Annotated in this window: 19 protein-coding genes and 3 tRNA genes; 17 read left to right on the top strand and 5 right to left on the bottom strand. The window is 57.8% G+C overall.

Annotation, left to right across the window (positions count from 1 at the left end):
* Positions 1-46: 46 nt before the first annotated feature.
* The 4 genes from panB to H035_RS0105605 form a co-directional block, all read right to left on the bottom strand.
* Entirely contained in the window at positions 47-847 is an 801-nt protein-coding gene (gene panB / locus H035_RS0105620) for a 3-methyl-2-oxobutanoate hydroxymethyltransferase (protein ID WP_022948020.1), read from the bottom strand.
* Positions 840-1,349 (bottom strand): 2-amino-4-hydroxy-6-hydroxymethyldihydropteridine diphosphokinase, encoded by a 510-nt coding sequence (folK, locus tag H035_RS0105615; RefSeq protein WP_022948019.1) that lies wholly within the window; start codon positions 1,347-1,349, stop codon positions 840-842. Before folK ends, panB begins: the two co-directional genes overlap by 8 nt.
* On the bottom strand, positions 1,346-2,659 hold the full coding sequence (gene pcnB / locus H035_RS0105610) for a polynucleotide adenylyltransferase PcnB (RefSeq protein WP_235044543.1): 1,314 nt from the start codon (positions 2,657-2,659) through the stop codon (positions 1,346-1,348). Before pcnB ends, folK begins: the two co-directional genes overlap by 4 nt.
* 73 nt (positions 2,660-2,732) lie before the next feature.
* Positions 2,733-3,020, bottom strand: coding sequence for a DUF4404 family protein (locus tag H035_RS0105605; RefSeq protein WP_026596298.1), 288 nt, complete (start codon positions 3,018-3,020; stop codon positions 2,733-2,735).
* Positions 3,021-3,195: 175 nt separating this feature from the next.
* On the opposite strand from H035_RS0105605, the gene H035_RS0105600 reads away from it, so the two are divergent.
* From H035_RS0105600 to H035_RS18360, 11 genes are all read left to right on the top strand, one after another.
* Positions 3,196-3,444, top strand: coding sequence for a hypothetical protein (locus H035_RS0105600; RefSeq protein ID WP_022948016.1), 249 nt, complete (start codon positions 3,196-3,198; stop codon positions 3,442-3,444).
* Positions 3,445-3,488: 44 nt separating this feature from the next.
* Positions 3,489-4,979: a leucyl aminopeptidase gene (locus H035_RS0105595; RefSeq protein WP_022948015.1), complete on the top strand. Its 1,491-nt coding sequence runs from the start codon at positions 3,489-3,491 to the stop codon at positions 4,977-4,979.
* Positions 4,976-5,413: a DNA polymerase III subunit chi gene (locus H035_RS0105590; RefSeq protein WP_022948014.1), complete on the top strand. Its 438-nt coding sequence runs from the start codon at positions 4,976-4,978 to the stop codon at positions 5,411-5,413. Before H035_RS0105595 ends, H035_RS0105590 begins: the two co-directional genes overlap by 4 nt.
* A 173-nt stretch (positions 5,414-5,586) precedes the next feature.
* Complete coding sequence (locus tag H035_RS0105585) at positions 5,587-7,356, top strand: SLC13 family permease (protein WP_022948013.1); 1,770 nt, start codon at positions 5,587-5,589, stop codon at positions 7,354-7,356.
* A 196-nt stretch (positions 7,357-7,552) separates the two neighbouring features.
* On the top strand, positions 7,553-8,029 hold the full coding sequence (locus tag H035_RS0105580) for a formate dehydrogenase subunit gamma (protein WP_026596297.1): 477 nt from the start codon (positions 7,553-7,555) through the stop codon (positions 8,027-8,029).
* The gene (locus tag H035_RS0105575; RefSeq protein ID WP_022948011.1) at positions 8,026-9,576 is read left to right on the top strand and encodes a formate dehydrogenase beta subunit; all 1,551 of its coding nucleotides are present in this window, start codon (positions 8,026-8,028) and stop codon (positions 9,574-9,576) included. Before H035_RS0105580 ends, H035_RS0105575 begins: the two co-directional genes overlap by 4 nt.
* Before the next feature lie 18 nt (positions 9,577-9,594).
* Entirely contained in the window at positions 9,595-12,447 is a 2,853-nt protein-coding gene (fdhF, locus tag H035_RS0105570) for a formate dehydrogenase subunit alpha (protein ID WP_022948010.1), read from the top strand.
* A gap of 10 nt (positions 12,448-12,457) precedes the next feature.
* Complete coding sequence (gene fdhD / locus H035_RS0105565; RefSeq protein ID WP_022948009.1) at positions 12,458-13,300, top strand: formate dehydrogenase accessory sulfurtransferase FdhD; 843 nt, start codon at positions 12,458-12,460, stop codon at positions 13,298-13,300.
* Positions 13,297-13,533, top strand: coding sequence for a formate dehydrogenase subunit delta (locus H035_RS0105560; RefSeq protein ID WP_022948008.1), 237 nt, complete (start codon positions 13,297-13,299; stop codon positions 13,531-13,533). Before fdhD ends, H035_RS0105560 begins: the two co-directional genes overlap by 4 nt.
* 102 nt (positions 13,534-13,635) lie before the next feature.
* Positions 13,636-14,556 (top strand): LysR family transcriptional regulator, encoded by a 921-nt coding sequence (locus H035_RS0105555; RefSeq protein WP_022948007.1) that lies wholly within the window; start codon positions 13,636-13,638, stop codon positions 14,554-14,556.
* Between the two features lie 108 nt (positions 14,557-14,664).
* On the top strand, positions 14,665-15,846 hold the full coding sequence (locus tag H035_RS18360) for an NAD-dependent formate dehydrogenase (protein WP_022948006.1): 1,182 nt from the start codon (positions 14,665-14,667) through the stop codon (positions 15,844-15,846).
* 224 nt (positions 15,847-16,070) lie between these two features.
* Here H035_RS18360 and H035_RS0105545 read toward each other — a convergent pair.
* Positions 16,071-16,145: transfer RNA gene (locus H035_RS0105545), tRNA-Val, on the bottom strand.
* A gap of 186 nt (positions 16,146-16,331) precedes the next feature.
* Here H035_RS0105545 and lon point away from each other — a divergent pair.
* From lon to H035_RS0105510, 6 genes are all read left to right on the top strand, one after another.
* Complete coding sequence (lon, locus tag H035_RS0105535; protein ID WP_022948004.1) at positions 16,332-18,728, top strand: endopeptidase La; 2,397 nt, start codon at positions 16,332-16,334, stop codon at positions 18,726-18,728.
* A gap of 173 nt (positions 18,729-18,901) precedes the next feature.
* Complete coding sequence (locus tag H035_RS0105530) at positions 18,902-19,174, top strand: HU family DNA-binding protein (RefSeq protein ID WP_022948003.1); 273 nt, start codon at positions 18,902-18,904, stop codon at positions 19,172-19,174.
* Positions 19,175-19,192: 18 nt separating this feature from the next.
* Positions 19,193-19,268, top strand: a tRNA-Val gene (locus tag H035_RS0105525).
* Between the two features lie 7 nt (positions 19,269-19,275).
* Positions 19,276-19,352, top strand: a tRNA-Asp gene (locus tag H035_RS0105520).
* A 61-nt stretch (positions 19,353-19,413) separates the two neighbouring features.
* Positions 19,414-21,300: a SurA N-terminal domain-containing protein gene (locus H035_RS18355; protein WP_022948002.1), complete on the top strand. Its 1,887-nt coding sequence runs from the start codon at positions 19,414-19,416 to the stop codon at positions 21,298-21,300.
* Between the two features lie 198 nt (positions 21,301-21,498).
* Positions 21,499-22,110, top strand: coding sequence for a DUF502 domain-containing protein (locus H035_RS0105510; protein ID WP_022948001.1), 612 nt, complete (start codon positions 21,499-21,501; stop codon positions 22,108-22,110).
* The last annotated feature ends 61 nt before the right edge of the window (positions 22,111-22,171 follow it).

The following is a 22,171-nucleotide window of genomic DNA, read 5'->3' as shown; positions in this document are numbered from 1 at the left end:
CATGGGAAAAACAATCCAGGTGAGGGCCGATCCTGGACGCCGCCTCCTAGCGATAAACGTGTTGCGGGCCCGGAAAGCGACCGGCCTTGACCGCCGTCACGTAGGCGGTCACGGCTGCTTCAATGCTGCCCGCCCCGGGGAGAAAATCCTGCACGAAGCGAGGCGGCTTATCGGGCGTCATTCCCAGCATGTCGTGAAGCACCAGCACCTGACCGTCGCAGCCGGAACCCGCCCCGATACCGATGGTAGGAATCGTCACTTCGGCGGTCACCGTCTCGGCCAAGGTAGCGGGCACACACTCCAATACCAACAATTCGGCACCGGCCTCCTCCAATAGGCACGCGTCTTCGATCAAATGCTGTGCGGACTGAGCTTCGCGCCCTTGCACCCGGTACCGCCCCAGGCGATGAATGGATTGCGGCAACAGCCCCAAATGTCCGCAGACGGGAATGCCTTCCCTTACCAACAACCGCATCACTTCCATTCGCTGACGCCCGCCTTCCAGTTTCACCATCTGCGCTCCGCCTTCTTGCAGCAGGCGGGCGGCGCTACGAAGCGCCTGCATCGGCTCGGCGTAGGAAGCGAAAGGCAGATCCGCGACCACCAACGGCCGCCTGACGACCCGGCTGACACAGCGAGTGTGATAGACCATATCCTCCAAGCCAACCGGCACCGTGGTGAGATGTCCCTGGACCACGACACCCAGGGAATCCCCCACCAGCAAGACTTCCACGCCGGCCGCTTCCAACACCCGGGCAAAGGTGGCATCGTAGGCGGTCAAAGAAGCGATTTTTTCGCCGCGCTCTTTAAAGGCGCGCAATTCCGGCACCGATAGCACATCAGTCATCGTCCACCTCCAAGCACTCCAAGCCATCCCGGGGACAGCGTCGCAACAATTCCCCCAAGGTGCCACGCCCGGGGATCAACAGATCGAGAGGGGCAATCTCCGCCAAGGGATAGAGCACGAAAGGGCGATCCGGCAAACCGTAATGGGGAAGGGTCAAGGTTTCGCTGCGCATGCAGCAACGTCCGTACAGCAATAAATCGAGATCCAAGGTCCGCGGCCCCCAACGTTCTCCCGTTCGTAGCCGACCGTGGGCCAATTCGATGTTTTGCAAGGCGGTTAACAAGTCATGGGGTGGGCGTTCGGTATCGACCGCCATGACCGCATTGATGTAGGCGGGCTGATCCGGCGGCCCCATGGGAAAACTCCGGTACAAGCTGGAAAACTCCTCTTCCCGAACGCCATCCAGCGCCGCGACCTCTCGCCGGGCTTGCTTGACTTGGGCGACGGGATGGTCCAGGTTACTACCCATCCCGATATAGACCAATCCGCCGGCTTTCGTCATGTCGACACCGAAGTTTGCTTGGCCCCCTTACGCTGCCTGGGGCGTCGACGGCGCTTGCGCCGGGGCTTTTCCAGCATTTTCCTGCGCTCGTTTTCATCCGCCTGCTGGAATCGCGTCCACCAATCGGCCAACGCCGGTTCCGCTTCTCCCGCTTCGCTGCGTAACAAGAGAAAATCGTAGGCCGCCCGGAAACGGGGGTGACTCAACAAGCGGAAGGGGCGCCCCCCCTGGCGGCGTTCGAACCGGGGCTGCAAGGTCCAGACTTCGCGCATGGGGAGGGATATTCGCCGAGGAATAGCCACGTGTCGGATCTGTACGCTCAATATTTCGCTGGCCGCTTCCTGCATCGCCACCACCGGGGCCGAACCGACCTCCTGACGTCGCTGGGCTTCCAAACGAACCGGTTCCCAAAGCAGCGCGGCGTAGAGAAAATAGGGGGTCACCGCCTTGCCTTCATTGAGGCGGCGGTCGGTGTTGTCCAGCACCCGAACCAGAAAAGTCAGCGGAAAGCCATGGTGTTCTTGCGCCAGCGCTTCGTCGGTGGCGGGAAAAAGATAGGCGAACAGCCCGTATTGGCGCAATCGTTCAAAAGTCTGCACCGCGCAACCGGACAAAAATAATTTCAGTACTTCCTCGTAGAGGCGTGCGGGAGGAATATCGGCCAACAAAGGCGTCAACCGCGATAAAGGCCGCTCACAGGCGGCATCCAGCGTGAAACCGAGCTTGGTCATGAAGCGAACCGCGCGCAGCATTCTCACGGGGTCCTCCCGGTAACGCCGCTCGGGGTCACCGATCAAGCGCAAAACGCCTTGACGCAAATCCTCCATCCCGCCGACGTAATCGATGACCGAAAAATCGGCGATGTCGTAATACAAGGCGTTGACGGTAAAATCGCGCCGCCATGCGTCTTCCTCGATCGTCCCGAATACGTTATCGCGTAATAGACGGCCGGTTTCCTCCTGGGCCCAATCGCCTTCCCGCCCCAGAGCCGCTACGCCACGAAAAGTGGCCACTTCGATGATTTCCCGCCCGAAACGGATATGCGCCAAGCGAAACCGTCGCCCCACCAAGCGGCAATTGCGAAACAGTTCCCGCACTTGCTCGGGATGGGCGTCCGTGGCCACGTCGAAATCCTTGGGTTCGCGCCCCAAAAGCAAATCGCGCACGCAACCGCCCACCAGGCACGCGCGAAATCCCGCTTTCTTCAAGCGGTACAGCACCTTGAGCGCGTTGGGGCTGATCTGGGCGCGGGAGATGGTATGCTCCGGGCGTGCGTAAACCCTGGGTTGAGCCGGTTTCAACGACGACACACCCGGTTTCAGAATTTTTTTGACGAAATTCAAAAAAGGCAAGATTCAAAAACGCGAGGTTAGGCCAATCAAATCAGATTCCCATGTTGCTCAACGCGACCATGATGTCGTTTATGATCGCGGTCAAACGGGGGTACTCCACTTCAAAATGCATGATTTCGTCTTCCATTTCCTGAAGCAAGCCGTGAGGAGGCGCTTCTCCCTCACTTGCGGCCAACTGCCGCTCCATCCGTTCAACCAGGGGTTCCAGCCGCTTCCGGGTCGCGCCATCGGCGTTTTCCAATTCCGAACGCAGCCGCGACAGACCTTCTTCAAGTTTCTGCTTACTTTCCTCGGGCTTCATGCGATACTCCAAACTCATCGAAGGAGCAAATCCTATCACATGGCGGAAAACCCTACACTCGCAAAACATCGGTCGTCGACGACCGTCGCATCCCTTATAATAGTTATTGGTTAGATGCCAAGTAAATTTCAGTTGGATTTTGTATCAACCGGGTCAACCAACGAACCGTTTACCTAGCGAGAGGAAGTCATCCATGCTAAACATCGAAGATTTTAAGATTCGGATCAGATACGACGAGTTTCTGGCCCACCCCGCTCTCACCTCCATTTTTGTGGTGTTGTTTTTCACCTTAAGCTTCGCCCGCCTTCCCGGCATCCTCTATATGCTCATCTTGGCGGTAGAGATTTATATCGCCATGCTTTTCGGAGCCCGTTTCGCCGCCACGGAGAAAAAGGAGGGAGAGGCCGATTCCGCCGCGCCCCAAACCGCTGAAAAATCGTGATAATCGCCAAGCGGTCCCGAAAATCGACGGAGTAGACATTTCTTATGGATTTTAGCCCCCATACCGGAACCATCGAAAAAAAACGCACCGATTGCTTGATTCTCGGTGCCTACGAAAAATACAAACTGACCTCGAGCGCGGAAAAAATCGACCAGGCTGCAGACGGCACCTTGAGCAAGCTTCTCAAGCGAGAAAATTTTAAAGGCCAAGCCGGAGACACTTTGCTGCTTCATCAGTTGCCGGGGTGTCGGGCAGACCGGATTTTGCTTGTGGGTTTGGGCAAGAAAAAGACACTGACCGACAAGATTTACCGCAAAGCGCTGGACGCCGCCATCCAAACGATCGCCGGCATCCCCGCCAAACGGACGCTGTGCGCTTTGCTGGAAGCCCCGGTGCCGGGGTGCGATTCTCGTTGGAAAGCACGCCAAATCGCCCTCGCCTTCGCGGACGGATGCTACCGATTTACCGAACTCAAAAGCGAGCCCAACGCTTTGCCGGTCCTCGCTCACTTGGATCTCCATTGCCGAGATAAAGAAGAAAGCGAAACCGCCGTCCGCGGCGCCCGGGAAGGTCACGCCATTGCCGCCGGAATGAAGCTGACCAAGGATCTGGCCAACCTGCCCGGCAACATCTGCACACCCGCCTACCTGGCCGACCGGGCCCAACAACTGGCCGACCGCTACCGCAAGCTCAAAGTGACCGTTCTGGAAGAGGCGGAAATGGAAAAGCTGGGGATGGGCGCGCTCTTGGCCGTCTCCCGCGGCAGCCGCCAACCGGCCAAGCTGATCGTTCTGGAATACCAAGGGGGCAAAGCCAAAGATCGACCCACCGCCTTGGTGGGCAAGGGACTGACCTTTGACGCCGGCGGTATCTCCTTGAAACCGTCCGAAAGCATGGATGAAATGAAATACGACATGTGCGGCGGCGCCAGCGTGCTGGGAACCTTGTTGACCACGGCGGAACTGGATCTACCCTTGAATGTGGTGGGAGTGATTCCGGCTTCCGAAAATTTGCCCGACGGCAATGCCATCAAACCCGGCGACATCGTCAAGACCATGGCCGGAAAGACCGTCGAAATCCTCAATACCGACGCCGAAGGCCGGCTAATTCTGTGCGACGCGCTCACCTACACGGAGCGCTTCGAACCGAAACGGGTCATCGATATCGCCACCTTGACCGGCGCTTGCCTGGTAGCCCTGGGCAGACACGCCACCGGCTTGCTCGCCAACGAGGAGGATTTGGCCCACACCTTGATCAAGGCCGGCGAAGCCGCTCTCGACCGGGCCTGGCAACTGCCGTTGTGGGACGAGTTTCAGGAACAACTCAAATCCAACTTCGCAGACCTGCCCAACATCGGCGGCCGTGAGGGGGGGACCATTACCGCCGCTTGCTTCCTGTCCCGATTCACCGAAAAATTCACCTGGGCCCACCTGGATATCGCCGGCACCGCCTGGAACACGGGGCAAAATAAAGGCGCCACCGGCCGTCCCGTCCCGCTTTTGAGTCAGTTTTTGCTCGACCAACGGCCGGAATGACGCGGGTCGATTTCTATTTATTGCCGGGCCGGGATTCCCGAGCCCGGCATCTGTTCGCCTGCCGACTGACGGAAAAAGCCTACCGGATGGAACACAACGTTTTTCTGCGTACCGCCGACTCCGAGGAGTCCCGGGTACTGGACGATCTGCTTTGGACCTTCCGCCAAGGCAGCTTCGTCCCTCACACGTTGGCCGAAAATCGGGTCAGCGATCCGCTGGTACCGGCGGCAATCGGCGCCGACGAGCCACCGGAAGTCTTTCACCAATTGCTGATCAACCTGAATCCGGACCCCCCCACCGATTGGCATCGCTTCGAGCGGATTGCCGAAATCCTCACCCAGGACGCTGCCACCCGGACGGCGGGCCGGCAAAAATACCGTGCCTATCAACAGCAAGGCGCCGAATTGCATGTGCACCGAATAGAGTCCACATGACCGATCCCGTCTCGCAAATCCTCCCGCCCGATTAAGGCCGTCACCTCTGCCTTTCGAACTTGTTATTCATTTATGGAATATAAAACATATTTTAAATTCTTTTAAATTATTTCTAACGACTTTTACAATCTTCTTCGTTCAGATTGGCTTTTTCTCGGATGGAACCAAGCATCATGTCTCCTCAAGCCTGGATTGCCGTTGGTGTGGCCGCCGCTTGCTTCGCCGGCTTTGTTTTCACCCGCATCGCCCCCGAACTGATTTTGGTAGGAGGTGTCGGGGTGCTTTTGTTGGGGGGCATCTTAACCCCGGAGCAAGCCTTGGCGGGACTGGCCAACGAAGGGATGATCACAGTCGCCCTTATGTACGTCTTGGCCGCAGGCTTGCGGGAAACAGGCGCGATCGATTTTCTCATCCATCATGTACTGGGACGCCCCCGCACCGAACGCGGGGCCATCGTGCGAATGTTATTCCCGGTGGCGGGGGTAAGCGCGTTTCTCAACAACACGCCCGTGGTGGCGGCCCTCGTCCCGGCCGTCATGGATTGGTCCAAACGCCTTCGCATCTCTCCTTCCAAGCTACTCATTCCATTAAGTTATAGCGCGATCCTGGGCGGCACTTTGACCCTGATCGGCACCAGCACCAATCTCGCCGTCAATGGTTTGTTGCTGAGCCGGGGAAACCCGGGGTTTTCCTTGTTCGATCTAACCGGCGTGGGCCTGGTGGCTTTGACGGTAGGCAGCTTGTATCTGATTTGGCTTGCTCCCCGCCGACTGCCCGCCCGAGTACCGGTTCACGATGTATTCGACAATCCCAAAGAATACACGGTGGAAATGACGGTGGAGGAGAACGGCTCCCTCGTCGGCAAATCGGTGGAACAGGCGGGCCTCCGTCATTTGCCCGGTCTCTATCTGGTGGAAATCGTCCGGGACGGGGAAATTCTCGCCGCGGTGGGACCTTACGAGCGCCTGCAAGGCGGCGACCGGCTGGTGTTCGCCGGCGTCGTGGACGCAGTGGTGGAATTACAGCGCTTCCGGGGACTTCGCCCTTGCGCCGACCAGACCTTTACCCTCCAGGACCGCAAACACCGGGAGAGGGTGTTGGTGGAGGCGGTGGTTTCGCCGCGCTGCGCCTTGGTGGGCAAAACCATCCGAGAAGGCAGATTCCGGATGACCTACGGCGGCTCGGTGATTGCCGCCGCCCGCGCGGGGCATCGGATTCAAGGCAAGATCGGGGACATCCGCCTCCAGGCCGGCGACGCCCTGCTCCTGGACGTACGCCCTCCTTTTTTGGAACGCCATCGCAACTCCGGAGATTTCCTGCTGATCAGCCCCGTCTCCGAGTATCTCCCCGTCCGCCACGATCGCGCCTGGCTCGCATGGCTGATTTTGGGCGCGGTGATCGTATGCGGCGGCACCGGCCTATTAAGCATGTTCAAGGCGACCCTCCTGGGGGCCGGGTTGATGCTGGCCACCGGCTGCTGCTCTCTGAGCAGCGCCCGCAAGAGCCTGGACGGGCAGGTTCTGCTCTGCATCGCCGCCTCTTTCGGGATCGGCAGGGGACTGGAAGTCACCGGCGCCGCTGCGTACCTCGCCGATCAATTCCTCCGCTTGGCCGACGGCACGCCATGGTTGACCCTGGCCTTTACTTACGCCAGCGGCTCGATCTTGACCGAAATTATCACCAACAACGCCGTGGCGGTTATTTTATTCCCCATCGTGATGGCATTGGCCGTCCAATTGGGGGTTGATCCCAAACCGTTTTTGCTGGCCCTGATGATTTCGGCTTCCGCCAGCTTCGCCACCCCTTTGGGCTACCAAACCAACCTCATGGTCTATGGACCCGGAGGTTATCGATTTACCGATTTCCTCAAATTCGGTCTGCCCATGAACATCCTGGTGGGAATCGCGAGCGTCCTGGCCATCCTTTGGCTGTGGCCGTTATGACCGGCCCATTATTTCATCTTTATTAAATTTCATTTGTTGACTAGAATGGTGAGACATAATCAAGGCATGTTATAAACTGTATAATTTGAATCGAGAGCGACCCCTTCCAATTCCCAACCAGGCAACCGGCCGCTCCGAAACTTTACTTAGATAACCGACTCAAAGAATTTGTATGCCGGCATAGATAGAGGTGGCAATGACAGAAAACATGACCCGCGAGCAGCGCATCCAAGCGGTGATCGAATCCTTGAAGGATAAACCCGGTGCGTTGCTGCCGATTCTTCACGGGATCCAGGACGACCTCGGTTACATCCCTTCGGAAGCCGTTCCCGCCATCGCAAGCGAGCTGAATCTTTCCCGCGCCGAAGTACACGGTGTCATCAGTTTCTACCACTATTTCCGGCAAACCCCACCGGGCAAGCACACTATCTATCTATGCCGCGCCGAATCCTGCCAGTCCATGAACGCGGAAGCGCTTGAAGCCCACGCAAAAAAACGCCTCGGCATCGATTATCACCAAACCAGCGATGATAAAACGTTCAGCCTCGAACCGGTTTACTGTCTGGGGCAATGCGCCTGCTCCCCCGCCATCATGGTGGACGAAGAGGTCTACGGCCGCGTTACGCCGGAACGTTTCGACGAAATTGTGGAAGCCGTGAAGGAGGAAGCATGAGCACCAAGGTGTATGTCCCCTGCGATTCCAGCGCCCAAGCGCTGGGGGCCAACCGAGTCGCCGAAGTGATCGGCGCGGAGGCGGCCAAGCGCGGCGCCGACATCGAATTGATCCGCAACGGCTCCCGCGGCCTGTTCTGGCTCGAACCCATGGTGGAAGTGGAAACGCCCCAGGGGCGGGTGAGCTACGGACCGGTGCGTCCAGCGGACGTTCCGACCCTTTTCGACGAAGGTTTTCTGAAAGGCTCGCAAAGCCCTCTTTTCATCGGCCCCACCGACGAGATCGGCTACCTGAAAAATCAGGAGCGCCTCACCAACGCCCGCGTCGGCATCACCGACCCGGTGAGCCTCGACGACTACATCGCCCATGAGGGTTATCGCGGACTCCGTCGGGCGCTGGAAATGCAACCCATCGACATCGTCCAGGAAGTCACCGACTCCGGCCTGCGCGGCCGCGGCGGCGCCGCCTTTCCCACCGGCATCAAATGGAAAACGGTGCACGACTGCAAGGCAGACCAAAAATACATCGTCTGCAACGCCGACGAAGGCGACTCGGGTACCTTCTCCGACCGTATGGCCATGGAGGGAGACCCCTTCGTCCTCATCGAAGGCATGACCATCGCCGGATTGGCCGTCGGCGCCACCTGGGGCTACATCTATCTGCGCGTGGAGTACCCGGTCGCCCACCGCCACCTCAATCAAGCCATCGAAGCGGCCTATGCCGCGGGCTACCTCGGCGACGACATCCTCGGCAGCGGCAAGTCCTTCCACCTGGAAGTGCGCCTGGGTGCCGGAGCCTACGTGTGCGGCGAGGAAACCTCGCTTCTGGAGAGCCTCGAGGGCAAGCGCGGGCTGGTCCGATTCAAACCGCCCTTGCCGGCGATCGAAGGACTTTTCGGCAAACCCACCGTGGTCAACAACGTCGTCTCGCTGGCGTCGGTGCCCATTATTCTGGACAAGGGGGGCGCCTACTACCGGGATTTCGGCATGGGCCGCTCCCGCGGCACCCTGCCGATCCAGCTCGCCGGCAACATCAAGCGCCCGGGTCTGGTGGAAAAGGCATTCGGGATCTCTTTGCGGGAACTGCTCTACGACTACGGCGGCGGCTCCGCCTCGGGACGGCCCATCCGGGCGGTCCAGGTAGGCGGCCCATTGGGGGCATATCTACCCGAGTCTCAATTCGATACCCCCTTGGATTACGAAGCCTTTTCCGCCATCTCGGCAGCCTTGGGCCACGGCGGCGTAGTGGTTTTCGACGACACCGTGGACATGGCAAAAATGGCTCGCTACGCCATGGAATTCTGCGCCATCGAATCCTGCGGCAAATGCACCCCCTGCCGCATCGGATCGACCCGCGGCGTCGAGGTGATCGACCGCATTATCGAAGGAAAACAGCGCGGACGGAATGAGGAATTGCTGCGCGATCTGTGCGACACCCTCCTGAACGGCTCCCTCTGCGCCCTGGGCGGGATGATCCCCTTTCCGGTTCTGAGCGCCCTCGAACATTTCCCCGAAGATTTCGGTGCAACCAAAACCCATGCTGCATAGCTATGGAGGAAAACAGCCATGTCCCTGATGCGCGATAAAGATTACGGCACCCCGGCCAAAAGCGCCGAAAAACATGTCACTTTGGAAATCGACGGTTTCCAGGTCACCGTGCCCGAGGGCACGTCGATCATGCGGGCGGCGGCGGCGGCCGGGATCGACATCCCCAAACTGTGCGCCACCGACAGCCTCGAGCCCTTCGGTTCCTGTCGACTCTGCCTGGTGCAAATCGAAGGCGGGCGCGGTTATCCGGCTTCCTGCACCACGCCAGTGGGCGAAGGGATGAAAGTATGCACCCAAAACGACAAGCTGGCGGACATTCGCCGCGGGGTCATGGAGCTGTATATCTCCGACCATCCCCTCGATTGCCTCACCTGCTCGGCCAACGGCGACTGCGAATTGCAGGACATGGCCGGCGAGGTGGGACTGCGCGAAGTCCGTTACGGCTTCGAGGGCAAAAACCATCTGCAGGCGGAAACCGACCACAGCAATCCCTACTTCAGTTTCGATCCCAGCAAGTGCATCGTTTGCTCCCGCTGCGTGCGCGCCTGCGAAGAAACCCAGGGCACCTTCGCCCTGACCATCGACAGCCGCGGCTTCGACTCCAAGGTATCGCCGGGGCAAATGGAGGATTTTCTCGACTCCGAATGCGTCTCCTGCGGCGCCTGCGTCCAAGCCTGCCCCACCGCCACTTTGATGGAAAAATCGATCATCGACCGCGGCGTGCCCGAGCACAGCATCGTCACCACCTGCGCCTATTGCGGCGTGGGCTGCTCTTTCCGGGCGGAGATGAAAGGATCCGAAGTCGTCCGCATGGTGCCGGACAAAAACGGCCGCGCCAACCACGGCCACTCCTGCGTCAAGGGCCGGTTCGCTTTCGGCTACGCCACCCACTCCGATCGCATCACCCAGCCGATGATCCGAAAAAGCATCAGCGATCCCTGGCAAGAGGTCACCTGGGAAGAAGCGATCAACTATGCGGCTTCGGAATTCAAACGCCTCCAGGCTAAATACGGCCAAGATTCCATCGGCGGCATCACTTCCAGCCGCTGCACCAACGAAGAGACTTATCTGGTGCAGAAACTGGTGCGTGCGGGCTTCGGCAACAACAACGTGGATACCTGCGCCCGGGTCTGTCATTCGCCCACCGGCTACGGCCTCAAGCAGACCTTCGGCGAATCCGCCGGCACCCAGGATTTCGATTCGGTGATGGACTCCGACGTGATTCTGGTGATGGGCGCCAACCCCACCGACGGCCACCCGGTGTTCGGCTCGCAAATGAAGCGCCGTCTGCGCCAGGGCGCCAAATTGATCGTCATCGACCCGCGCCGGATCGATCTGGTCAAATCCCCCCACGTTCAGGCGGATTACCATTTGAAATTGCGCCCCGGGGCCAACGTCGCCCTGCTCAACGCACTGGCTCACGTGGTCGTCACCGAGGGCCTGGTGGACGAATCCTTCGTCGCTTCCCGCTGCGAAACCGATTCGTTCGAGAAATGGCGGCAATTCATCGCCGATCCCCGCCACGCCCCGGAAGCCACCGAATCGGTCACCGGCGTACCCGCCGCCGATCTCCGCAAAGCGGCCCGCCTCTACGCCACCGGCGGCAACGCGGCCATCTACTACGGACTCGGGGTGACCGAGCACAGCCAGGGCTCCACCACCGTCATCGGCATCGCCAACCTGGCCATGGCCACCGGCAATATCGGCCGCAAAGGGGTCGGCGTCAATCCGCTGCGCGGTCAAAACAATGTGCAGGGTTCCTGCGACATGGGTTCCTTCCCCCACGAACTGCCCGGCTATCGCCACGTCAGCGACGATTCCACCCGACATCTGTTCGAAAGCACGTGGGGCGTGTCGCTGCAATCGGAACCCGGCCTGCGCATCCCCAATATGTTCTCGGCCGCCCTCGACGGCAGCTTCAAGGGGCTTTACGTGCAGGGCGAGGACATCGCCCAGTCGGATCCCGACACCCAGCACGTGCTCGATGCACTGCGCTCCATGGAGTGCATTGTGGTTCAGGATCTTTTCCTCAACGAAACCGCCAAGTTCGCGCATGTATTCCTGCCGGGCTCCTCGTTCCTGGAAAAGGACGGCACGTTCACCAACGCCGAGCGCCGCATCTCGCCGGTGCGCAAGGTGATGCCGCCCTTGGCCGGCAAATCCGACTGGGAGGTGACCCAGGATTTGGCTAATGCCTTGGGATACCCCATGAACTACCGGCATCCGTCGGAAATCATGGACGAAATCGCAAGACTCACCCCCACCTTTACCGGCGTGAGTTACGAAAAACTCGATCATTACGGTAGCCTCCAATGGCCCTGCAACGAAAATACGCCGGAAGGCACGCCGGTAATGCACGCCGATACTTTCGTTCGTGGCAAGGGACGCTTCATGCTCACCGAATACGTGGCCACCCACGAGCGCGTCAACAGCCGCTTCCCGCTCATCCTCACTACTGGCCGCATTCTTACCCAATACAACGTGGGCGCCCAAACCCGGCGTACCCAAAACGTGGTCTGGCACGAGGAAGACCGCCTGGAAATCCATCCCCACGACGCCGAAGACCGGGGCATCCAGGACGGTGACTGGGTCGGCATCCAGAGTCGTTCCGGGGAAACCGTGCTGCGCGCCCGCATCACCGACCGGGTACAGCCGGGCGTGGTTTACACCACCTTCCATTTCCCGGAATCGGGAGCCAACGTCATCACCACCGATAACTCCGACTGGGCCACCAACTGTCCCGAGTACAAGGTGACCGCGGTGCAGGTGACCCCGGTGTCCCAGCCCTCGGAGTGGCAGAAGCGTTATCAGGAATTCACCGAGAAGCAGCTCGACTTGCTTGAAAATCGCAAGGTGACGACCGCCGAGTAAGATACGCGCTATGGACGCGATTCCTCAAGAATTGGGCTGGCCCGGCTATCGGGAAAACACCGTCGAGCGATGGCAGGGGGCGGTACAGACCCGGCAGCAAGATTTTGTCGCCGAGGAAGTACCGGTCTCCCTGATCTACAACGACGTTCCCCATGTGGTTATGTTGGCCACGCCCCTGGATCTGGAGGATTTTGCCCTCGGCTTTTCCCTCACCGAGGGGATCATCGCCGACGCCGCGGAAATCGGCTCGATCAGAGTTTACCAGCGCACCGAAGGCATTGAGGTACGTCTGCGCATCCCTGAGGCGCGGGCCGCATGTCTCACCGGCAAGGGGCGCAATCTCACCGGCCGCACCGGTTGCGGGCTGTGCGGCGCCCAAAGCCTGCGCCAAGCGGTGCGCCACCCTTCGCCGGTGGGGCAAGGGGTTTACGCTTCCGCCCGGGAGCTTCAGGAAAACTTGGCAAGGCTTCGCGACCATCAAACCCTGAACCGCCTCACCGGGGCCGTCCACGCCGCCGCCTGGGTGTTGCCGGAAAATGGTATTCAAAAAGTGAGGGAAGACGTGGGGCGGCATAATGCTTTGGATAAACTGATCGGGGTTCTTTCCCGGACGGGCACCGATTTTGACCGTGGATACGTCCTGGTCACTAGCCGCGCCAGCTATGAAATGGTTCAAAAGTGCGCCACCATGGGCATTACTCTGATGGCGGCCATTTCCGCCCCCACCGCGTTGGCGATCCGGTTGGCCGAAGAAACCGGCCTTACCCTGATAGGCTTTGCCCGCGGCGACAAATATGTCGTCTACACTCACGCCCACCGCCTGGTTCATTCAAAGGAGAAGGATCTAATATGAACGTTGAGCAACTGGTCAAAATGGCCAACGACATCGCCGCCTTTTTCAACGCCGAACCCGACCACCAAACTGCCGTGGACGGTGTTTACAATCACATCAAGCGCTTTTGGGACCCCAGAATGCGCCAGCAGATCATCGCCCATCTTCAATCCGACGGCCCTGGTCTCTGCGACTTGGCCACGGAAGCCCTTCAACGGCTCGAAACCGAGCAGAAGCAACAAAAAGCCTCTTAACCAAGACTTTTGCTTAAACTTGGGGTTAGAGGGTACCGCCCGGGCGGCCGCACAACTTGCTGAGGAGTGGGGTGGTACAAATAAAGCGGGGAATCGACACGCGTGTTCCTACGTCACCTCAAATATCTAGCGGCCCTAGCTGAAACCGAACATTTCGGCCGAGCGGCGGAGATATGCGAGATCTCCCAACCGACGCTTTCTTCCGGCATCCAACATCTGGAAAATGAATTGGGTGTGACCCTGGTTCAGCGCCGACACCACCGCTTCGTCGGTTTTACCTCCGAGGGCAAACATTTGCTCGTCTGGGCTCGCCGTATACTGGCCGACTGGGAGGGACTACGGCAAGAGGCCGGGGTCGCCCGCAGAGAATTGACCGGGGAGCTGCGTATCGGCGCCATCCCTACCTCCCTGCCCGCCGTCCCCCTGATCACTTCCCCCTATATCGCCGATCACCCTCGGGTTAAGCCGATGATTCATTCGCTCAGCGCGGAGACGATCATTCATCGGCTCGATAACTTCACACTCGATCTGGGGATCACCTATTTGGAAGACCCCAGACTCAAGGGATTCAAAGTTCAACCTCTGTACGAAGAACACTACGTCCTGCTCGCCCGCGATACTTCCGCTTTCGGCGATAGAACCGAGTTACGGTGGTCGGAGATCGGCGATTTGCCTTTGTGTCTTCTACCACCCAATATGCAAAATCGGCGAATTGTGAATGCCGCCTTTCGGGAAGCCGGAATTATCCCACACGTCCGGGTGGAAACCGATTCCATCTTCACTTTGTATGCTCAAATCCGGTACGGCGGATTGTTCAGCATCGTCCCCCACAGCCTTCTGTGTCTTTTTGAAATCCGCCAGGAAGTCTCCGCGATTCGCTTGCACCCTCCCCTCACCCGCATGATCGGTGCCATTGCACCCAAGCGTGAACCCTGGCCTCCGGTAATCGATGCCGCCTGGTCGCTCCTTGACCAACTCGACTTACAGTCCCGCTTCGACGCTTTAATAAAAACGATCTATTAGTCCATTCAGGATCACGATTGGATCGCTAGCCGCCAGTTTAAGTACACTCATCTCGTCCAGCCTTTAAGTGGCTGTCAATCCTTATCGACTCAGAACGAGGTGAGAAAAATGGCGAAAATACTTTGCGTCTTGTATCCCGACCCCGTTACCGGCTATCCCGAAACCTATCCCCGCGACGATCTCCCCAAAATGGACCGTTATCCGGATGGACAGACCCTGCCAACGCCCAAGGGACTGGACTTCCAACCCGGCGCAATGCTGGGCAGCGTTTCCGGTGAACTGGGACTGCGGAAATATTTGGAAGGGCTGGGTCATACCCTGGTCGTCATCAGCGACAAGGAAGGTCCCGACAGCGCGTTCGAGCGGGAACTCGTGGATGCCGACATTGTCATCTCACAACCGTTTTGGCCTGCCTATCTCACCGCCGAAAGGATCGCGAAAGCACCCAAGCTGAAGTTGGCGATTACCGCCGGCATCGGTTCGGACCACGTCGATCTCAAGGCGGCCATCGAGCACGGCGTGACCGTGGCCGAAGTCACCTATTCCAACAGCATCAGCGTGGCCGAACACGTGGTGATGATGATTCTCGGCTTGGTACGCAATTACCTGCCCTCCTATCAGTGGGTGGTAAACAAGAACCTGTGGGACACTACCGGCGGACAAGGCTGGAACATCGCCGATTGCATCAGCCGGGCCTACGATCTGGAAGGCATGGAAGTGGGAACGGTGGCCGCGGGCCGAATCGGCCTTGCCGTCCTGCGCCGGTTGCAGCCGTTCGACGTTCAATTGCATTACACCGACAAGCACCGCCTGCCGGAAGCAGTGGAGCGGGAACTGAATCTCACCTTCCATCCGGACGTGGAATCCATGATTCGCGTTTGCGACGTGGTCACGATCAACTGCCCCTTGCATCCGGAGACCGAGCACCTGTTCGACGACAACCTCCTGGGTAAAATGAAGCGCGGCGCCTATCTCATCAACACCGCGCGCGGCAAGATCTGCGACCGGGATGCCGTCGCCCGGGCTTTGGAAAGCGGACAGCTTGCCGGCTATGCCGGCGACGTCTGGTTCCCCCAACCGGCACCCAAGGACCATCCCTGGCGGACCATGCCCCATCACGGCATGACGCCGCATGTGTCGGGCACCACCTTATCAGCGCAAACCCGTTACGCTGCCGGCACGCGCGAAATTTTGGAGTGCTGGTTCGAAGGCCGGCCGATCCGGGAAGAGTATCTGATCGTCGACGGCGGCAAGCTGGCAGGGACCGGCGCCCATTCCTATACCGCCTAGGACCGGATTCGCGTCAAGCAAACACCCCTCGCCCATCGGGCGAGGGATTCTTCATGGGGAAAAAAATCGAATCGAGGATGCGTCGACGAAGTTGATGCATCCTTGTAGTCACCGCTCTGAAAATCACAGCAGATAGGAACCCGCGACAAAAGACGGGAAACTCGCCATCGGCGAACGGCGATCTCTTCGGATAAGGATTGAGGCGTCCGCTTGGGATATGAAGATGGTAGGCGCGGGCAGGATTGAACTGCCGACCTCTGCCGTGTGAAGGCAGCGCTCTCCCACTGAGCTACGCGCCTGAAGAATTTATTATTATACAATTTTATCTGCTTTTGACAAGCCCTTTTGAGCCGGAACCGTCGAATCGAGGAACCATTTTATCGTTCCGGTCCTCAAAAACTTGTATTTCCAGAACTTACCCCCCATATTTAACAATAGCCTCAGTTTCGAAATCCTATCCATTTTCAATCATCAGGATTTGACCTATGACCTCAGAAAAATTCGTACCCGTCCTTCCCTTACGTGACGTAGTGGTCTACCCCCACATGGTCATTCCCTTATTCGTGGGACGAAAAAAATCCATCGAGGCCCTGGATGCCGCCATGCGCGACAACAAGCAGATATTCCTGGTCGCCCAGAAGGATGCCGAACAAGACGATCCCGGCTTCGATGACATTTACCGGGTAGGCACGCTCGCCACCATTCTTCAACTTCTCAAGCTGCCCGACGGCACCGTCAAGGTGTTGGTGGAAGGCAACCAACGCGGCCAGGTGGAAGGTTTTGCCGAAATCGAAGGCACGCTGGTTGCCGATCCCGTTTCTCTGCCCGATCAATGTCACTGCAGCGACCAAGAATTGGACGTTCTGATGCGCACGGCAGTGAATACCTTCGATCACTACGTCAAGCTGAACAAACGCATTCCGCCGGAGGTACTCAACTCCTTGAACGGCATCGACGAGCCGGGCCGCCTGGCGGATACCATCGCCGCTCACATGACCCTCAAGCTGGACGAAAAACAAACCGTTCTGGAAATGAGCGATGTGGCCACGCGGTTGGAAAAGTTGATCCTGCTGATGGAAGGCGAGGTTGACATTCTCGAACTGGAGAAGCGCATCCGCGGCCGGGTCAAACAGCAGATGGAAAAGAACCAGCGCGAGTACTACCTCAACGAGCAAATGAAGGCGATCCAGAAGGAACTGGGTGAATTGGACGATGCGCCCAACGAAATCGAGGAACTGACCCGGAAGATCGCCAAGGCCGGGATGTCCAAGGGAACCCGGGAAAAGGTGGAGGGCGAACTGAACAAGCTGAAAATGATGTCGCCCATGTCCGCCGAGGCCACGGTGGTGCGCAACTATATCGACTGGATGGTCAGCGTGCCCTGGAAAAAGCAGACCAAAGTCAGCAACGATTTAAAAAAGGCCCAGGAGATTCTGGATACCGATCACTACGGCCTGGAACGGGTCAAGGAAAGAATCCTCGAATATCTGGCCGTGCAGCAGCGGGTCAAAAAAATGCAAGGCCCCATTTTATGCCTGGTCGGGCCGCCGGGAGTGGGCAAAACCTCATTGGGGCAATCCATCGCCAAGGCAACCAACCGCAAATACTTGCGGATGGCCTTGGGCGGGGTGCGCGACGAAGCGGAAATCCGCGGACACCGGCGTACCTATATCGGATCGATGCCGGGCAAGGTGGTTCAGAATCTGGCCAAGGCCAAATCCCGCAATCCGGTCTTCATGTTGGACGAGATCGATAAAATGGCGATGGATTTTCGCGGAGATCCGGCTTCGGCCCTGCTGGAGGTACTCGATCCGGAGCAGAACAAGGCGTTCAACGACCATTATTTGGAAGTGGATTTCGATCTTTCGGACACCATGTTCATCGCCACCGCCAATACTTTAAACATTCCCCCGGCCCTGCTCGACCGGATGGAGGTAATCCGCCTGCCGGGATACACGGAAGAGGAAAAGGTCAATATCGCCAAACGCTACCTGATTCCCAAGCAAGTTAAGTTCAACGGCTTGAAAGAAAACGAGATTCATTTAAGCGACGGGGCGATTCGGGATATCATCCGACGCTATACCCGCGAAGCGGGTGTTCGCAACCTGGAGCGGGAAATCGCCAGCATCTGCCGCAAGGTGGTCAAACATCTGCAAAGCAAGGCGGCTTCCCGATCCGTCCGGATCAGTGCGCGGAATCTGGCGAAATATTTGGGGGTCCCGCACTTCCGCTACGGCCGCGCCGAAGAGGCCAATCAAATTGGACAAGTAACGGGGCTTGCGTGGACCGAAGTGGGAGGCGAGCTGTTGACGATCGAATCGGTGGCGGTTCCCGGCAAGGGCAAGCAAGTCTACACCGGCAAGCTGGGGGAAGTGATGCAGGAATCCATCCAGGCAGCCCTGACCGTCGTGCGCAGCCGATCCGAGGTGTTGGGCATCGATCCGGACTTTTACCACAACAAGGACATGCACATTCACGTGCCGGAAGGTGCCACCCCGAAAGACGGCCCCAGCGCGGGCATCGGCATGTGCATCGCCCTCATCTCGGCCTTGACCGAAATTCCGGTCCGCTGCGACGTGGCCATGACGGGCGAAATCACCCTTCGCGGCGAAGTCCTTCCCATCGGAGGGCTCAAGGAAAAACTTCTGGCCGCGCACCGGGGAGGCATCCGCACGGTCATCATTCCCCAGGAAAACGAGAAAGATCTGATGGAAATTCCGACCAATATCAAGCAAAACCTGGAGATCCTCGCGGTTCGCTGGATCGACGAGGTGGTGGAGCGCGCGCTGGAGCGCCCTCCCCAACCCTTGGACGCCCAGTTGGAGGTAACCACCCCTCGAGCAAAATCGGCCAGGGGAAGAAAAGCGGTCACCGCGCACTGAGAAAGAAATCTCACAGTCCCCGAAAAGTAAGGCTCCATGCGGCTTGGCAGCTTGACAGGTCTTTCAGGGGACTGTTATAACAGCCGTCAAATTTGCACGACGCATCGGCGGCGTGTCCAAATTGGACGATTTACAATCTTTTTGCCCAAAACCACACACTCAAGGGGGAATCCATGAATAAATCCGAATTAATCGATGCCATCGCCGACAAGGCCGACCTGACTAAAGCCGATGCTGCGCGGGCGCTGGATGCCTTTCTCGATACGGTCGAGGAAACGTTGAAAGGGGGGAATGCGGTCACTTTGATCGGTTTTGGCACCTTTGCAGTCAAGGAACGGCAAGAACGCCAAGGTCGCAATCCTCGTACGGGTGAACCGATGACGATTAAAGCGGCAAAAATTCCTGCATTTAAGGCTGGCAAAACATTAAAAGATGCAGTACAATAACCTCTTCAGTTCGAGAGGGGGTGCTTAGCTCAGCTGGGAGAGCATCGCCCTTACAAGGCGAGGGTCGCAGGTTCAATCCCTGCAGCACCCACCAGCAATTAGGAGTGGTAGTTCAGTTGGTTAGAATACCGGCCTGTCACGCCGGGGGTCGCGGGTTCGAGTCCCGTCCACTCCGCCATTATTCCGAAACCCCGCCTTGGCGGGGTTTTTTATGCTCGTAGTCTTTCGGGAACTTCACTATGTTGCAAACGATCCGAGATCGTGCCCAAGGAATCTTTGCCTGGATCATTCTGATTATCATCACCGTGCCCTTCGCTCTCTGGGGGATCGGGAACTATTTCGACACCGGCAAGGAAAAGCCCATCGCCGTGGTCGGCAAGCGGGAATTTTTCGAACGCGATTTAATTCGGCTTTACGAGCAACAATTCGCTCACCTTCTGGGGCAAAGTCCATACAGTGAGCAGGAACTGAAACGGCATGCCCTGAATCAGCTGATCGATAACGAAGTACTCTTTCAGGAGGCACGTGACAAGGACTTGGCGGCCAGCGATGGACAAACGGCTGAATTTGTCCGAAGTCTCCCTTTCTTTCAGACGGAAGGGCGCTTCGATGAGGAAAAATATCAACGTCTATTGGCAAGCCAAGGATTGAGCTCGGAACAATTCATCGCTCAAGTGCGCCGTTCCCTGCTCCTGCAACAGATTGAACAAAGCGTGGAGGCTTCCAGTTTCGCCATCGAGAAAGAAGCGCAAAGATTCTACCGGCTCCAGAACCAGCGCCGTAAGATCGCCTACGCGATTCTTCCCTTACCCGAAGAAAAGATGACGGTGGATGATGCGGAAGCCAAAGCCTATTACGAGCAACACCAAGATCGATTCCAAACGCCCGAGCAGGCCTCGGTCGATTACCTCACCTTATCCATCGACGCCATCGGACGGAACATAGAACCCGAAGGAGAAGACCTGCGCCGTTACTATGAAGAGCAACGCACGGCATTGACCCCGGCGGAACAGCGCCGCATCCGACACATTCTTATCTCAGTTCCGCCGACGGCTTCTTCCGATGACAAGCAAAAGGCGTTGACCCAAGCGCGTGAAATCAAGCAGCGCCTGAACCAAGGCGAGGATTTCGCGGCACTGGCCGAGGAATTTTCCGAAGATCCCGGTTCCAAAACGAAAGGCGGCGACCTGGGCTTCGTCAAACCCGGGGAGCTGGAGGGGAATTTCGAAGAAGCGGCATTTTCCTTATCGGAAGGGGAAATTTCCGAACCGGTGGAAACGCCGTTCGGTTACCACCTCATCCAAGTCACCGAGATTAAAGCCGGCAAGCCCAAGTCTTTTGAAACGGTGAAAGAACAAATTCGGCAAGAATTTCAGCGCCAACAAGCAGAAAGCCGCTTTTATGAACTGAGAGAACGACTGGCCCGGCTTGCCTATGAAAACCCCGGAAGCCTGGACCCCGCCGCGGAGGCCTTGGAGCTGGAAATTCAAACCACCGACCGCTTTACGCGAAGCCGAGGGGAAGGCATTGCGGCCAACCCCAAAATCCGTACCGCCGCCTTCAGCGACGAGGTGCTGGCCGGTAACAACAGCGAACCCCTCGAGCTGGACGAGGGGGAAGTGGCGGTCTTGCGCCTGCACGAACATACACCCGCGCAAAAACGCGCCTTCGACGCGGTCCGCGATCGAATCGTCGCCCGACTCCGCCAACAAAAAGCGCGACAAGAAGTGGAAAATCAAGCCAAAAAATGGCTTTCCAAATTGAATCAGGGCATTCAACTGGAAACGCTCGCGGAGCAAACTCAGTCAGAAATTCAAACGGCCGATCTGGTTCGCGACACCCCCGTTCCCGAACTCCGGGAGGCCACCCGCACCATTTTTCAGGCACCCCACCCGGCCAAAGACCAACCGGTATTTACCCGGGTCGCCTTGGCTGACGGTCGCCAAACGCTCATTCAAATCCTCTCGGTGGAAGACGGCGACTACGGCAGTTTGGAAGAGGACAACAAGGACAAACTCATAGCCAATCTGGCCCGTCTATTCGGGCGGATCACCTTTCAAGAATACCAGTTGCAAAAACGGGATCAGGCCAGCCCTGAAATCAACTGGCCTCCGACCGAAGACTAACTTCCGGCAAGAAAACAGCCGGCTCCCGGGGCACGGATGCCCGTCAGCTAGTTCATGCGTCAATAGCGCACGCCTGAACTTCGTCCACCGACGAAGCGTTTTCTTTTTTGCGCCACCGCCGGAAATCGAACTTCCCGCCTGAGTCCGGTTTTTTTACAATATCACCCACTTGGATCAACCGACAAAGAGAATCTTTTTATGCTCAGGATCGTCAAACAAGGCTTCAAATACTTCATGCTCGGGGTGCTGGCGGTTATCCCCCTGCTGTTGACCGTTCAAATCGTCCTGTTCACCAAGGAGCTCCTGACGGACATTATCGTCAGTCTGTACGGTTATTCCGCCAGTTATTCCTTCACTACGACCCTATTGGTCTTGAGCATCGCGCTGCTCACTTACATCGGCTATTCGTTGGCCAAATACCGGCGTTCCATCATTATCTCTGCTTTCGATACCGTCATCGAAAAAATCCCCTTTCTCAATACCATCTACCGCGTCACCAAAAAAATGATCACCCTATTCACCGTCGATAGCGAAGTGAGGAAAAGAGAGGTGGTGTACGTGGAATATCCGAAGGAAGATGTTTGGGTGCCCGCCTACGTGACCAATAAAGTGGGTAGTATGTACGTCCTGTTCGTTCCGACTTCGCCCAATCCCACTTCCGGTTTCACCGTCGTGGTTTCCGAATCGAAGGTGGTTAAATCGGAGATGGATATCGAGGACGCCGCCAGCTTCATTATCAGCATCGGTTCCGATTATCCGAAGCCGGAAGAGGCCGATATCTTAAAGGCAAGGTCCAAACTTTTGGAATAAATGGTTCCAACCGAACCGTGTTCCTAGAATGACATCATCCCATTCCAACTAAAAACTAAAA

Origin of the sequence: Methylohalobius crimeensis 10Ki, assembly GCF_000421465.1 — a bacterium.
GTDB lineage: Bacteria > Pseudomonadota > Gammaproteobacteria > Methylococcales > Methylothermaceae > Methylohalobius > Methylohalobius crimeensis.
Note: the sequence above shows the minus strand (reverse complement) of the source record. Positions and strands in the feature narration are given on the sequence as shown.

What these genes read in the sequence shown, in the direction of transcription:
- panB (WP_022948020.1), bottom strand. Translation starts at nt 847, where the DNA reads ATGACTGATGTGCTATCGGTGCCGGAATTGCGCGCCTTTAAAGAGCGC.
- folK (WP_022948019.1), bottom strand. Translation starts at nt 1,349, where the DNA reads ATGACGAAAGCCGGCGGATTGGTCTATATCGGGATGGGTAGTAACCTG.
- H035_RS0105605 (WP_026596298.1), bottom strand. Translation starts at nt 3,020, where the DNA reads ATGAGTTTGGAGTATCGCATGAAGCCCGAGGAAAGTAAGCAGAAACTT.
- H035_RS0105600 (WP_022948016.1), top strand. Translation starts at nt 3,196, where the DNA reads ATGCTAAACATCGAAGATTTTAAGATTCGGATCAGATACGACGAGTTT.
- H035_RS0105595 (WP_022948015.1), top strand. Translation starts at nt 3,489, where the DNA reads ATGGATTTTAGCCCCCATACCGGAACCATCGAAAAAAAACGCACCGAT.
- H035_RS0105590 (WP_022948014.1), top strand. Translation starts at nt 4,976, where the DNA reads ATGACGCGGGTCGATTTCTATTTATTGCCGGGCCGGGATTCCCGAGCC.
- H035_RS0105585 (WP_022948013.1), top strand. Translation starts at nt 5,587, where the DNA reads ATGTCTCCTCAAGCCTGGATTGCCGTTGGTGTGGCCGCCGCTTGCTTC.
- H035_RS0105580 (WP_026596297.1), top strand. Translation starts at nt 7,553, where the DNA reads ATGACAGAAAACATGACCCGCGAGCAGCGCATCCAAGCGGTGATCGAA.
- H035_RS0105575 (WP_022948011.1), top strand. Translation starts at nt 8,026, where the DNA reads ATGAGCACCAAGGTGTATGTCCCCTGCGATTCCAGCGCCCAAGCGCTG.
- fdhF (WP_022948010.1), top strand. Translation starts at nt 9,595, where the DNA reads ATGTCCCTGATGCGCGATAAAGATTACGGCACCCCGGCCAAAAGCGCC.
- fdhD (WP_022948009.1), top strand. Translation starts at nt 12,458, where the DNA reads ATGGACGCGATTCCTCAAGAATTGGGCTGGCCCGGCTATCGGGAAAAC.
- H035_RS0105560 (WP_022948008.1), top strand. Translation starts at nt 13,297, where the DNA reads ATGAACGTTGAGCAACTGGTCAAAATGGCCAACGACATCGCCGCCTTT.
- H035_RS18360 (WP_022948006.1), top strand. Translation starts at nt 14,665, where the DNA reads ATGGCGAAAATACTTTGCGTCTTGTATCCCGACCCCGTTACCGGCTAT.
- lon (WP_022948004.1), top strand. Translation starts at nt 16,332, where the DNA reads ATGACCTCAGAAAAATTCGTACCCGTCCTTCCCTTACGTGACGTAGTG.
- H035_RS0105530 (WP_022948003.1), top strand. Translation starts at nt 18,902, where the DNA reads ATGAATAAATCCGAATTAATCGATGCCATCGCCGACAAGGCCGACCTG.
- H035_RS18355 (WP_022948002.1), top strand. Translation starts at nt 19,414, where the DNA reads ATGTTGCAAACGATCCGAGATCGTGCCCAAGGAATCTTTGCCTGGATC.
- H035_RS0105510 (WP_022948001.1), top strand. Translation starts at nt 21,499, where the DNA reads ATGCTCAGGATCGTCAAACAAGGCTTCAAATACTTCATGCTCGGGGTG.